Annotated in this window: 12 protein-coding genes; 8 read left to right on the top strand and 4 right to left on the bottom strand. The window is 63.8% G+C overall.

The window, feature by feature from the left end:
* Positions 1-92: 92 nt before the first annotated feature.
* Both LZC95_00780 and LZC95_00785 read right to left on the bottom strand, forming a co-directional pair.
* Positions 93-1,793, bottom strand: coding sequence for a S41 family peptidase (locus LZC95_00780; protein WXA95375.1), 1,701 nt, complete (start codon positions 1,791-1,793; stop codon positions 93-95).
* A gap of 166 nt (positions 1,794-1,959) precedes the next feature.
* Complete coding sequence (locus LZC95_00785) at positions 1,960-2,712, bottom strand: class I SAM-dependent methyltransferase (protein ID WXA95376.1); 753 nt, start codon at positions 2,710-2,712, stop codon at positions 1,960-1,962.
* Between the two features lie 39 nt (positions 2,713-2,751).
* Here LZC95_00785 and LZC95_00790 point away from each other — a divergent pair, with 39 nt between their 5' ends.
* On the top strand, positions 2,752-3,576 hold the full coding sequence (locus LZC95_00790; GenBank protein WXA95377.1) for an aldo/keto reductase: 825 nt from the start codon (positions 2,752-2,754) through the stop codon (positions 3,574-3,576).
* A gap of 4 nt (positions 3,577-3,580) precedes the next feature.
* Here LZC95_00790 and LZC95_00795 read toward each other — a convergent pair whose 3' ends face one another.
* The gene (locus tag LZC95_00795; GenBank protein WXA95378.1) at positions 3,581-4,813 is read right to left on the bottom strand and encodes a hypothetical protein; all 1,233 of its coding nucleotides are present in this window, start codon (positions 4,811-4,813) and stop codon (positions 3,581-3,583) included.
* A 268-nt stretch (positions 4,814-5,081) separates the two neighbouring features.
* Here LZC95_00795 and LZC95_00800 point away from each other — a divergent pair, with 268 nt between their 5' ends.
* The 4 genes from LZC95_00800 to LZC95_00815 all read left to right on the top strand — a co-directional run bounded on the left by LZC95_00800 (position 5,082) and on the right by LZC95_00815 (position 8,459).
* The gene (locus LZC95_00800; GenBank protein ID WXA95379.1) at positions 5,082-5,978 is read left to right on the top strand and encodes a hypothetical protein; all 897 of its coding nucleotides are present in this window, start codon (positions 5,082-5,084) and stop codon (positions 5,976-5,978) included.
* Between the two features lie 121 nt (positions 5,979-6,099).
* On the top strand, positions 6,100-6,639 hold the full coding sequence (locus tag LZC95_00805) for a sigma-70 family RNA polymerase sigma factor (protein WXA95380.1): 540 nt from the start codon (positions 6,100-6,102) through the stop codon (positions 6,637-6,639).
* Positions 6,636-7,463 carry a hypothetical protein gene (locus tag LZC95_00810; GenBank protein ID WXA95381.1) on the top strand — a complete coding sequence of 276 codons (828 nt, stop codon included), beginning with the start codon at positions 6,636-6,638 and terminating at the stop codon, positions 7,461-7,463. The genes LZC95_00805 and LZC95_00810 overlap by 4 nt, the downstream gene beginning before the upstream one ends.
* Before the next feature lie 168 nt (positions 7,464-7,631).
* Entirely contained in the window at positions 7,632-8,459 is an 828-nt protein-coding gene (locus LZC95_00815; GenBank protein ID WXA95382.1) for a M57 family metalloprotease, read from the top strand.
* A 108-nt stretch (positions 8,460-8,567) separates the two neighbouring features.
* On the opposite strand, the gene LZC95_00820 is transcribed toward LZC95_00815, so the two are convergent.
* Positions 8,568-9,338: a DUF4142 domain-containing protein gene (locus LZC95_00820; GenBank protein WXA95383.1), complete on the bottom strand. Its 771-nt coding sequence runs from the start codon at positions 9,336-9,338 to the stop codon at positions 8,568-8,570.
* A 102-nt stretch (positions 9,339-9,440) separates the two neighbouring features.
* Between LZC95_00820 and LZC95_00825 the strand changes: the two genes are divergently transcribed.
* From LZC95_00825 to LZC95_00835, 3 genes are read left to right on the top strand one after another with little or no spacing between them, the layout of a single operon-like run.
* A complete protein-coding gene (locus tag LZC95_00825) occupies positions 9,441-9,803 on the top strand; it encodes a hypothetical protein (GenBank protein ID WXA95384.1) in 363 nt (120 codons plus the stop codon).
* A 51-nt stretch (positions 9,804-9,854) separates the two neighbouring features.
* Positions 9,855-10,868, top strand: coding sequence for a beta-propeller fold lactonase family protein (locus LZC95_00830; GenBank protein WXA95385.1), 1,014 nt, complete (start codon positions 9,855-9,857; stop codon positions 10,866-10,868).
* Positions 10,865-12,703, top strand: a complete 1,839-nt coding sequence (locus tag LZC95_00835) for a methanol/ethanol family PQQ-dependent dehydrogenase (protein ID WXA95386.1) — start codon at positions 10,865-10,867, stop codon at positions 12,701-12,703. Before LZC95_00830 ends, LZC95_00835 begins: the two co-directional genes overlap by 4 nt.
* Position 12,704 lies beyond the last annotated feature (1 nt).

Here is a 12,704-nt window from a genome sequence, read left to right on the forward strand (position 1 = left end):
TGGTTCACCTGGCGATCCTGGCGCCTCTTTTTTGGCGATCCTGGCGGTTTTCTTCTTCGTAACGCTACTCGAGCGCTGGCCAATCCAGCTGCTCACAGCCGCGCGGCGAGCGCGTCGTTGAAGGCGCGCACGTATCCGATATAGCCCGCGCGGAAATCCGCGAGTGTATGCGAATACCCCACGTCGGGCGCTACGCCATTGTCCTCGATGATGTTTTCCTCGGGGTACTGCCCCGTCGGATCGTACACAGTCCCGATTCCACGCGAGAGATTCAGAACGGCCTGGGTATTCGTGAGAGTTGCCACCGCTTCCACGTTGCCTCCGCCGCCCATGGTGGTTTGCCCAAAAAGAGTCGCGATATGGTTCGCTTTGAGGAGAAGTGGAACGATATCGGCACAAGAGACGGAGAGCTCGTCCGAGAGAAGGAGAATGGGCTTGCTCCAGTGGGCCGCGTCCGGCTCGATCGTGGGCTCGAGGGAAATCGGAATCGGGATAGAAAGCGGCTGGTTGCTGCTGTAGGCGGCGTCGATGTCATGGGCGCGTCCCTCGTAGATGGCCGCCGCAGGATCGGCGGGGTTGGCGTCTCGTGTTTCCTTCGCGGCCTTGGCGAAGGTTTGAATCCATAACCGGTCGGCGTGCATTCTCTGCACGTCCCCGTTGATCCGGTGTGGCGCCAGCAGAGATACCACGCCCTCGGCGAAGCCGAGCGACCCTCCGGGGTTGTGCGTCTGGTCGAACACCAGCGCATCCACCTGCGGCTGTTGCTCCGAGAAGAGCGCACGAAGGTAATTGAGCGCCGCCTCGCCCTGCACGTAACTCGGTATTCGAACCAGGAGAACCTTCTTCCCGCCGAGCGAATACGTGGTTGCGAAGAAGTGAATCGCGGCTCCCTGCTGCGGGGTGAGCCCGAACCGCTGGAGCGCCGCGCGGCTGGGGGCCACCTCGCCGGCGACGCCCAGCGATGCCCGCACCGCATCGGTCATGAAAAAGGGCAGTCGCTCGCCGAACTTCGACAGCTCCGCACGGACCACTTCCGCGGTGACGTGCGACACGGCCATCGCTGCGCGAAGCCCGCCCCCGCCCGCGACCGGCGCCGGGGGAGCCGCCGGCAGCAATCGGGCTGCTTCTTGCCAGGTGACCACCTCCGTGCGTTCCGCACCGTGCGCATTCCGCAGGCGCACCTGTGCACGCGCATTGGCCTGCAAACCCTCGGACGCGTACACGGGACGCCGGGTCAGATGCGCGGCGGCGAAATGCCGCGCGGCCAGCTCATTCGCAATACCGATCAGCGGTAGGAACGAATTGGTCAAATCGGTGGCCGAGCGACCATCGATGCTCAATAACTCGTCGCCGACCTGGGCGGTCGAACCCTGTGCCGCTTCATAAACCACGAAAGTGTCGCCCACCGGCATCACCCGAAACGGGAGCCCGAAGGCGTGTGCGTCGTCGGAAACCAAATCAGCGCTCAGCGAAACGTGAGCATCTTTGAAGCGCGCAATGAACTCCTCGAAGATGCGGCGATATTGCGTTTCGCCATTGGCGGCTTGGACGCGTGCGCGATATTCGGCTGCGAGCGCATCGAGCTGGAAGCCATAACGCGCCTCTTTTCGTGTGAGCGCGCCATACAAACCGCGAAATGACGCCGTGATCTGATCGAAATCCGCGAGCGCCTCCGCGCGCGTGATCGATCGAACCGGCTCGCTTCGAGAGCCGATGTCCTCCACCGGCGCCGCGCTGCATGCCGCAAGCAATAGGCACAAGCCGGCCGTGGACGTCGTTGCAAAAGAACGCATCGCCAATCGCTCCTTGTCGGGATAGTCGAGATTGAGCGGGATCAGTTACGTCCGCGCACAGCGAGCCCGCGCGCTCTCGCCGAGGGGGGTGTTCGTGTGGTGCGACGCAGCCGTCACCTTTATGAAAAAAAGATGATTACGTTGCGCTGCCGTCCAACGGGATTGCTCACGCCAGCTTCGCGCGGCCCCACGCCGCAATCGTGACCTGCGGGATGTCGATGAAACAGGGGTCGGCGACCAACTCGAAGAACCCCTCCAAGTCGGCCTCGGACAGAAGCCCTTCGGCGACCAGCGCGGGCCCGGCGTTCGCGATCAGGGGTGACCAGCGATCGCGACTTCCGCCGCCCATACATCCGAGATTGCCCGCGTGCATCACCTCGCCGAGCCCTGCACGTGCCAGTGCGGCGGGGAGTCCTCGGGCCCATTTCAAATCGGTGCCTCGGGTGGCGTGGTAGCGCTCGTACGCGTCCATCACGCGACGCACCCGCGGAAAAGGTGATGTCTCGCTGGGCAGCTGGTACGGCTCCTCGATGAACAAGTAGCCTCCCGGTTTCAGCCAGCGCGCGGCCCGCAGAAGGACATCTTCGCGCTGCGCCAGGTGGCAAAAGAGATATCGCGCGTGCACCAAATCGTACATCCCCGGTGCGTAATCGGTTCGCGTGACATCGGCCTGCTCGATGACCAAGTTCGCCGCGCCGTTCGCGTCGAGGTGCCGAACATCGATGTCCACCGCCACCACGCGTCCCCGCGGACAGCGCTCGGCCATCCAGTGGGCGATGGATCCTGCGCCTGCGCCCAGCTCGAGGCAATCCCACGACGCCGTGATGGGCAATGCATCGAGGATCCCGACGGTGTACGCGTCGACGTGCCGCTGGATGGCCCGAAGTCGCTCCAGCTCTGGGGTACGTGTCGGCAGCATGCTCTTGCTACTCCTAGCCGGGGGCTTACAAATATCGCGATGGAAAACGTAACGACCGCGAAGGTGAAGCTTCCCTCGGGACCGTCGATGCCGCGGGTCGGTCTCGGCGTTTGGCAGATGCCGCGCGGGGTCACGCGCGACGCGGTGCTGTCCGCACTGCGCGCCGGCTACCGCCACATCGACACCGCCCGCATCTACGGCAACGAGGCCGAGGTTGGCGCGGCCGTGCGCGAAAGCGGCATTCCGCGCGACGAAATCTTCGTCACCACGAAGCTATGGAACGACGACCAGGGGTACGATTCGGCGTTGCGCGCCTTCGACGCCAGCATGAAGCGCCTTGGCCTCGACCACGTCGACCTTTACCTCATTCATTGGCCGGTCCAACACAAACGCCGCGACTCGTGGCGCGCCCTCGAAAAGCTTCGCGCGGGCGGGCGCGTTCGATCCATCGGCGTGAGCAACTTCATGGTCTCGCACCTCGAAGAGCTCCTCGCCGATGCCAACGAGCGACCCGACGTGAACCAAATCGAGATTCACCCCTTCATGCAGCAGCGCGAGCCGCGTGCTTTCTGCAAGAAGCATGGCATCGTCGTACAGGCCTATAGCCCGCTGGTGCGCGGCCATCGCCTGGACCATCCCGAGATTCGCAAGGTTGCTCGGCGCATGGACCGGACCCCTGCGCAGGTGCTGCTTCGTTGGGGCCTCCAACACGATCTGGTCGTTCTGCCCAAGTCGGCCGATCCCGGCCGTCAGAAGGAGAACGCGGCGATCTTCGACTTCGCCCTCGATGCGGACGCCATGTCGAGCCTCGACGCCCTCGAAGAGGGGCAGGCCACGGGCTGGGATCCGCGCACGCAGCGTTAGCGGCTTACGGGAGCTCTGCTGCGCGACCGGCGAAGGGCCCGAGTTGGCCGTAGTCGTTGCTGCCCCAGCAGAGCAGCCTGTTGTCGAAGTAGAGCGCGCAGGTATGGCTGGTGCCCGCGGTGATCTCGGTGACGTTTTCCGCGATGACTTTGACCGGGGTCGCCGAAATCGCAGGGCCGCCGTAATCGCCCCAGCAAAACACCGCGCCTTTCCGCGTGAGTGCGCAGGTATGGGCGCGGCCGGCGGTCAGGGCGACCACCCCCGAAAGACCGGGCACGGTGTCGGGCGTGAGTCGATCTTCGATCTCGCCACTGCCGAGTTGCCACTTGTCGTTGCGTCCCCAGCACTTCACGTCGCCGGAAACGACGGCGCACGCATGGTCGGTTCCGGCCGCCACGGCGGTCACGTTCGCCTCCAGCCCTTTGACGGTCGTGGCCTCCTGCACCTTGTCGTAGGTGCCGTTGCCAAGCTGTCCGTGCGCGTTGGATCCCCAGCACTTGAGCGCGCCGACGGTGGTGACCGCGCAGGCGAAGTAACCAGACTGCGCGGCGGCAAGCTTGCGACCTTGCCTGCCCATGCCGGACACTTCGACGGGATCTCCCGAGCCGCCACCCTCCACCGTCTTGGTGCCGACCGCGCCTGGGTTATTGAGTCCGTAGCACTTCGTGCTCTGGCCGTCGGTGAGCGCGCACTGGAAATACAGCCCGACGCCCACCGTGGAGGCGTTCGCGAGTTCCGGCATCTTGCGCGGAGAGTACGTGACGTGGTGCGTGTACACGCCGTCGCCCGATTGCTGGAACACGGTGTCGCCCCAGCAGTAGACCAGGCTGTCTTTGGTCAGCGCGCAGTGCGCGAGCCCGCCACCGAACACGGCGTCGACACCGATATCCAAGCCCTGGACCGGGCACACGTAACCGTCGGGGCAGGCGCGTATGTTCGTGCCGTTACCAAGTTGACCCGAGGAGTTGTCGCCCCAGCACACGACCCCATCCGTCGACGTCGTCGCGCACGTACTCCGTGCTCCGGCGGCGAGGCGATTGGCGGCCCGCGCGACGGGATGAATGTCGGGCTGGCCAGTTTCGGCCGCGTCCGTTCCTGCGTCGCTCGAAGTCGGCGACGGCGGCGGGGTCGGCGTCTCCCTCGTATCGTCGCGTGGATAGACGCCTACTTCGGAGTTCGTGATGCACGCTCCGAGTGCGAATAGCGAGATGAAGAGGAGGGAGACTTTGGTACGCACGGCACGAGCAGGATCCCGATGAGAGGATCGTCCTTTTTGGTGAGGTCCCGTTTCCGTTGACTTGGGTTGACAACTCTATCATGGAACGGCTTCGCTCGTGTCGGACGGAGGACCCAGGACGCCTATTTGTCTCCCATTGGGAATGCCAATCGCCCTTTGTGCGATGTTGCATGCTTGGCCGGCGTACGCTCAAAACACACATGCGCGAACGTCATCCCTCAGTTGGGTACGTCTGCAGGGCGCAGAAAATTGCATCGCAACGAACGCGTTGGCGCAAGCCGTCGAAGCGCGCCTGCGGAGAAAGGTATTCGTCTCCGCATCGCAGGCCGACGTGTCGGTGGAAGGTTCCGTTTCGCAGACCAAACGTGGCGCGGCGCCGGAGTGGCGCGCTGCGTTGACCATTCGCGATGCGCGCGGCAACGTGATCGGCACCCGCGAGATTCAGCGATCGGGGAGCAGCTGCTCGGAGGCGCTCGACGAGTCCATCGTGTTCGTCGTCTCGGTGATGATCGATCCCGATGCAGCCTTGGGAAAGACCACCCCGGAACCCGAGCCCCCTCCGCCCCCGCCACCACCTCCTCCTCCGCAGGTGATCGTCAAGCGTGAGGAGGTCGTGGTTCAAGTCGAGCCACCTGATCCGTGGCGCTTCGAGGCGAACGCAGGCGGCATTCTATCGGTGGGGCTGCTCCCCTCGGTAGGTGCAGGTATGACAGCGGCTGTGCTGCTCAAGCCGCCGTCGTTCTGGGGAATCGAGTTTTCCGGCACTTACTGGGCGCGGGGCACGGCCGATTCGAACCAACCGGGGGCGAGCAGCGATGTGTCGCTCGCCTACGGCGGAGTCGCACTCTGTCCTCTCCATTGGGAAAAAGGGGTATTTTCCTATCGAGGATGTGCAGGATTCGAGCTGGGTACGATGCAGAGTCGCGGGGTGGGCTTTCCCGAAGCACGGTCGGACGAGGCGCTCGTTGCGCATGCGTTTTTGCCGAGCCGTTTCGGCCTTCGGGTCGCTGGACCGCTCGTCGTGAGCCTTGGGCTATCGCTCATCGTGCCGATCGTGCGGACGGAGCTCAGTTACCGGGCGTCAAATGGGTCACAACAGGCCATTTTTCGACCCGCTCCGATCGCTGGAGCAACCGATTTGAGCTTTGGCCTGCGTTTTCCCTGATGTTCCGTCATAAAAAGTCGCGCCGCGATGCATTAATCATCGGACCGACGACGTTACGGCTGTCGTACAGCCATGGGAGCAAGGGTAGTTTGGGGCATTGCATCTACCCCTCAGGAATCTATTGACACCGCCCACCCAACCGCCTCCGACCACGGCGGCCGACGTGGAGCGTCTTTTTCGCGAGCACGGTCCATTCGTGTGGAGATCGCTGCGTCGTCTCGGACTCAACGAGTCCGACGCGGACGATCTTTGCCAAGAGGTTTTCGTGATCGTTTTTCGCAAGCTTCAGGATTTCGAACAAAAGTCGTCGTTGCGCACCTGGTTGTACGGCATCGCCGTCCGGGTCGCACTGGCGCATCGGCGGCGAGCCCGGACCCAGCGTGAGCTTCCCACTGCGACACTTCCCGAGATGGTGGCCACGGATGGCCCCCACGACCGACTTGCCGAGCGCGAGGCCCGGCGATGGCTCGACCTTGCCCTGGATACATTGGATGAAAAGAAACGCGCGGTGTTCGTGCTGTACGAAATCGAGCAACTGTCGATGAACGAGGTGGCGCAGGTGCTCGAGTGCCCATTGCAGACCGCCTACTCGCGACTGCACGCCGCACGTGAGCAGGTGGAGTCATTTTTCCGACAAGCGAGGAAAGGAACTGTCGAGTGAAATCCGATCGTGATCCGCCCCCGCGCCTCGAAGACTGTTCCGAGCTCGATGCGGTTCGGCGCGCCATCGGAGCAGCACGTGCCGATGTGCCCGCGCAGGATCGTATCGGGCTCCTCGAGGCAGGTCTCACCGCGAAGCTCGCCGCCTTGGGCGGAGCCATCGGCGGAGGATTCGACGGCGGTGGCGGTGGCCATGGTGCAGGAGGCGGACTTGGAGACGGTGGCGCGGGAGCAGGTGGCGGCCTGGGAGGCGGCGGCGGTTTGGGCGCGGCCGGTGCAGGAGCCGCGGGCGCAGGCGCCGCAGGTAAAACGATAGTCGCATCGTTCGCGGCGAAGGTCGTCGGATCCGCTGTGCTCGCGACCGGCGTTGCCACCGGTGGATGGTACGCAACGCACCCGGCGGACGCGCCGCGCCCGCACGTGGCCGTGGTGGCATCGGCGGCCCCTGCGCCGCCGCCCCCGCGGCCCAGGGAGTCAGCGCCGAGTCAGCCCGAGGTGGCCGTGCTGCCGAAGGCTCCGGACAAAGTCGTCTCTGCGCCAAAAACGTCACGTGCGAAAGAGGCCCCGGTCGAATCGGAAGTGGAGCTCTTGCGCCGGGCGCAGGACCAGCTGCAGGCCGATCCAAAGCGGGCCTTGGGACTGTGCGAAGTGCACAAAGAGCAATATCCGAATGGAGACCTGGCGCAGGAGCGCGAGGTGCTGGCCATCGATGCATTGCTCCGCCTTCACCGCCGAAGCGACGCGGAGGCGCGCGCCGAGCGGTTCGACAGGGCGTACCCTACATCCGCACATCGCCGGAGAATCGATACCTTATTGACGCAGTGAGTTGACGTATCTGCCTTACCGCGGCGTAAGAAAACGAACCTTTGTTTCATAAAGTGTAGAAGCGAACGGCACTACGGACTGCCTTCTATGCCGTGAATCGCGTGCCCACCGCGTGGCGTGTAGAGGTTTCGACCAATCTCTCACCAAACCTGAATGAAGAGGTTCACCATGCGGATCAAGTTGTCCGTCGCGCTTGCGATGGGTGCAATCGCTTTGTCCTCTGCGGGCTGCGCATCCGAGTCGACGTCCAATGATGGAGAGATCACCGGCACCACCGCGAAATCGTTCGCGGAGTGGAAGCAGACGGTCTACCAGGAGCCCGATACCGGTATTTGGATCGTCGATCGAGATATCCCCATTAGCAGCGAGGCGAAGCTGCAGGCATTTTACGAGCAGTACGTCCAGCAGGGGGCGCTCATCGTCGACAACAACAATGGCGTCGACTCCAAGTGGAGCAATGCACAGAAGCTCAACATCACCTACTGTGTGAGCAAGTCGTCGTTCGGCTCGAACTACAATCGCGTCGTGCAGGCGATGAAGGATGCCGGCAATGCTTGGACGGCGGTGGCGGACGTGAAGTTCGTCTACAAGTCGGATCAAGATGGGAATTGCACGGTGCGCAATCGCAATGTCGTCTTCAACGTGCGCATCGGCGGGTCGGGCTTCTCCGGGCGCGCCTTTTTCCCGAACGATGGCCGCAACGCCCGCGAGGTGCTGATTGGACCGACGGCGGCCAATGGCTCGAACCCCAATGGCCCGGAGACGCTGACCGGCCTTTTGCGGCACGAGCTGGGGCACACCTTGGGCTTCCGCCACGAGCACACGCGGCCGGAGTCGGGTGACTGCTTCGAGGACGACAATTGGCGTGAGCTGACGCCGTACGACGCTTCGTCGGTCATGCACTATCCGTGGTGCAACGGCGCGAACACGGGCGACCTTCGCATCACCGCGCTCGATGCCCAGGGCGCCGCGAAGCTTTACGGCAATCCGCGCTGAGGTCGTAATTTCGAGCGACGGGCCGCAGGGCCTCTGCGACCCGTCGCCTGGAGCCTAGAATTCGTACGGTTGTGTGGCGAATCTGCGCATCGTGGCCGACGTGTTTGGCTAGTGCACGATCACGCCGGAATCGACGGGTGCGCCCGCATCGATGGGCATACCTGCGTCGTCGCAGTCTGGCTCGTCGGTGCCGCCTCCCGCGTTGCCGCCGCATGCGCCTTCGAGCTTGCTCTGAATGGTCAACACCAGCGCGAGGTGCTGCCGTACGGTTGCGCGCGTCTGGATGACGAAGTCGCGGAATTCAGGTGCCTTGCACGAAGGGATGAGCATCTCGATGACGCCTAGCGCGCGAATGTGGCCGAGGACCTGCCGATTGAGATAATGGCTTTGAAGCTCCGACCGCGCGAGCGTGCGCGACATGGTGATGTCCTTTTTGGAGTCTTTGGACATTTCGCGGGAAACGCCGGTTGCAGCCAGCGAGATATCGAGCTTGGCCGTCAACGTTTTCAGCGCATCCCGGTGGGCACCATGTTCCTTGATCATCATGCGCGCGAAGTCTTGCAGACTCGCATCGATGGAGGCGTCGACGACGGCTTTCGACTCCTCGACTTCCCCCATGTCCAGTGTGTCCAAAATGGCGGCGGCTTGTCCATCGGAGCACATGACCGGCGCCGGGCTCGTTCCGCCATCGTGCGATCCGCATCCACCGCCGGATCCAGCATCGTCGTGCGGACATAGGTCGTTCGTGGGATTGTTCGTCTGAGTATCGTCCCCCAAGGCATTTTGGTCGCGGTCGCTCGGAGACTGCGACGAACAGGAAATGAGCACTGCAAGCGACAAGGATGTTGCGACACCGAGCATACGCATCGAATGCATCATGATGAAACCTCCAGGTCCGCGGCCGTGTGCAAAGTGGATGCTCGGAATTCCGTCGCGCCCGATTGATTTGCACTTGGCGTGGGCCGTGCAGCTCCTCCCATCATGAGTACGAGAGCAGAGGAGTTTGCGGCCATCGCCGAGCGATCGGGACCCAAAAAGAAGAAGTCACCCGCGAAGACGACGAAGACGAAAAAGGCTACGGAGGCTCGGGCGCGGGGGCGGGCGCTGCAAAAGACCAGCGGCCGGCCCGCCGGTGGAAAGACGGCGCGCCGCAATATCAAAAAGGACGACGCCGAGCGAGCGACGCATGCTCTGGAGGACTCGGGCAGCGGGCGGCCGTCGCGGAAGTCGACGCGTTCGGGCGCCAATCGCGTCAAAGCGGACAGCCAGTTGAAACGGCGTCAAACGCGCGCGACGAGTGCGCCGAAGACGCGCGCACGCAAAGCTGCAGCGAAGGCCAAGTAGGGGCTGGTTCGATACCGAGCCGCGGCATTCACCTTGCTACTTGGATGGTTCATGTGGCTGCAAGGCGCGTGGCTCGGTGTCGTTGGTATGCTCGTTCTCGCCTGCGGAAAGAGTCAGTCCGGGCGTGTGCTCGTCTTCGTATCCAACGAGGACTCGGGCGACATCAGCGTCATCGACGCGCAGAGCCGCGCCGTGGTGCGCTCGATTTCCGTGGGAAAACGCCCGCGCGGTCTTCGCGTATCGCCCGACGGGCAATCGTTGTTCGTGGCGTTGAGCGGCTCCGTGAAGGCGAGGCCCGGAGCTCCGCGCGACGACCGCGACGATGATGCCGATGGCATCGGCGTGATCGACATCCGGCGCGGCGAGCTCGTTCGAGTCTTGCCCGCGGGACGGGATCCCGAGTCGTTCGATGTGACCCCGGACGGCAAGACGCTGTACGTGTCCAACGAAGAGACAGCGGAGGTATCCATCGTGGACGTGGCATCGGGTCACGTGCGCGGCACAGTGGCCGTCGGTGCGGAACCGGAGGGCGTGAGCGTGCGACCCGACGGGCGCTTCGTGTACGTGACCAGCGAGGCCTCGAACGAGATCGACGTGATTGCCACCGGCGCCGAGCGACTCGTCGCGCGCATTCCTGCGGCGAGTCGCCCTCGGGCCATCGCCTTTGCCAAGGACCGTGGATTCGCCACCGCCGAAAACAGCGGCGTCGTGCACGTGGTGGATCTCGAGAAGAACGTGCCGCTCGGTGCGGTCAAGGCAGGAGAGGGCGGGGCACGGCCCATGGGCATCGCCGTATCCGCCGACGGCGAGCGCGCGTACGTGGGCAACGGCCGGCACGGGAGCGTCGGCGTCATCGATCTCCGTGCGCAGCGGCTCGATCGAACCATCGATGCGGTGGGGGCACGCGCATGGGGCGTGGCGCTTACGCCGGATGGGAAACATTTGTACGTGGCCGCAGGGCCGGACGTGGCCGTTATCGATACCGCGACATCCGGCATCGTGGCCCGCATTCCCGTCGGGACGGGGCCGTGGGGCGTGGCCGTGGCCACGGTGCCGAAGTCATGACACGGCGTGGAGCGATTGCGCTGCTGTTGTCCATTGCGTGGCTCGGCGCATGCCGCAAGCACGTGCACAGCGAGCCCGCGGCCCAGAATCCATGGCTGGACGCTGCGGCCAAGGTGTCGCTCGGAACGGGGACACCGGCCGAGGACGATGGTCAATGGACCATGCCGGCAAAAGATTACGCCAATACGCGCTATTCACGTTTGACGCAGATCACACCGGAAAACGTCAAAGACCTGAAGCTCGTATGGTCGCAAAAGACGGGGGTCGAAGGCGGCCACGAAGCCGCGCCGCTCGTCGTCGGCCGCACCATGTACGTGGTGACGCCGTTTCCGAACCATGTCCTGGCCTTCGATCTGGAAAAGCCGGGTTCCCCGCCCAAATGGACCTACGAACCCAAGCCGGTGCCGGCCGCGCGAGGGGTGGCCTGTTGCGATTTGGTCAATCGCGGAATGGCGTTTTGGGAGGGCCGTATTTACATGAATACGCTGGATGATTTTACCATTGCCTTGGACGCCGCAACGGGGGCCGAGGTGTGGCGCACCAAGTTGGGCGAGGTCACCCGCGGCGAGACGATCACGATGGCGCCCCTCGTCGTGAAAGGGCACGTGCTGGTCGGCAACAGCGGCGGTGAAATGGGCGTTCGAGGCTGGCTCACCGCGCTCGATGCGAAAACGGGAAGCATCGCCTGGCGCGCCTGGTCGACAGGGCCCGATCGCGACGTGCTCATTGGACCGGAGTTCAAACCGCATTATGCATCGGATCGCGGCGCCGACCTGGGGGTGCGGACCTGGCCGGTGGAGCAATGGCGCATTGGTGGTGGCACGGTATGGGGCTTCGTCTCGTACGATCCCGAGCTGGACCTGATTTACTACGGTACGGCAAACCCCGGTCCGTGGAATCACGAGGCGCGACCGGGGGACAACAAATGGACGGCCGGCATCTTCGCCCGGCGGCCATCCGATGGTGCCGCCATATGGTTTTATCAATGGAGTCCACACGACGTGTACGACCACGATGGCGTCAACGAGAATGTCCTTTTCGATGCCACGAGCGCGGATGCGAAGACGCGCAAGGTTCTCGCCCATGCGGATCGCAACGGGTACGTTTATGTGCTCGATCGCGTGACCGGAGAGGTGCTTTCGGCGGCTCCTTTCGTCCACGTTTCGTCCAGCAATGGGGTGGATCTCGCGAGTGGGCGGCCCAATATGGTTGCGGCGCTCGCGCCGACGACGGGAAAGGTGACGCGCAACATCTGCCCGGCATCGGCGGGCGGGAAAGATTGGCAGCCCATGTCCTTTTCGCCCCACACCGGGCTTCTGTACATCCCGCACCAGAATTTGTGCATGGACGAGGAGGGGCTCGAATCCAACTACGTCGAAGGGACGCCGTACGTGGGGGCGAACACGCGATTCTATCCCGGGCCCGGTGGCCACCGGGGAGTGCTGACGGCATGGAATCCCATGACGGCGCGCAAGGTGTGGAGCATCGACGAGAACTTTCCGGTGTGGAGTGGAACGGTGGCCACCGCCACCGACGTCGTGTTCTACGGGACCATGGACGGCTGGTTCAAAGCGGTCCACGCGCGCACCGGCGCGGAGCTGTGGAAGTTCAAAACGGATTCGGGTGTCATTGGACAGCCCGTGACGTACCGCGGGCCGGACGGTAAGCAATATATCGCAGTGCTCGACGGGGTCGGCGGATGGGCCGGTGCCGTGGTGTCGAACGATCTCGATCCGCTCGATGGAACGGGCGCCATCGGATTCGTCCATGCCATGGCCGATCTGAAGAATGCCACCAAGAAAGGCGGCGCGGTTTACGTGTTTGCGCTTCCGTGAG

This window comes from Sorangiineae bacterium MSr12523 (assembly GCA_037157775.1).
GTDB lineage: Bacteria > Myxococcota_A > Polyangia > Polyangiales > Polyangiaceae > Pendulispora > Pendulispora brunnea.

Bases quoted from the DNA above. Each gene is read 5' to 3' on its own strand.
- LZC95_00835 (WXA95386.1), top strand. From the start codon at position 10,865: ATGACACGGCGTGGAGCGATTGCGCTGCTGTTGTCCATTGCGTGGCTC.
- LZC95_00820 (WXA95383.1), bottom strand. From the start codon at position 9,338: ATGATGCATTCGATGCGTATGCTCGGTGTCGCAACATCCTTGTCGCTT.
- LZC95_00790 (WXA95377.1), top strand. From the start codon at position 2,752: ATGGAAAACGTAACGACCGCGAAGGTGAAGCTTCCCTCGGGACCGTCG.
- LZC95_00830 (WXA95385.1), top strand. From the start codon at position 9,855: ATGTGGCTGCAAGGCGCGTGGCTCGGTGTCGTTGGTATGCTCGTTCTC.
- LZC95_00825 (WXA95384.1), top strand. From the start codon at position 9,441: ATGAGTACGAGAGCAGAGGAGTTTGCGGCCATCGCCGAGCGATCGGGA.
- LZC95_00780 (WXA95375.1), bottom strand. From the start codon at position 1,793: ATGCGTTCTTTTGCAACGACGTCCACGGCCGGCTTGTGCCTATTGCTT.
- LZC95_00785 (WXA95376.1), bottom strand. From the start codon at position 2,712: ATGCTGCCGACACGTACCCCAGAGCTGGAGCGACTTCGGGCCATCCAG.
- LZC95_00815 (WXA95382.1), top strand. From the start codon at position 7,632: ATGCGGATCAAGTTGTCCGTCGCGCTTGCGATGGGTGCAATCGCTTTG.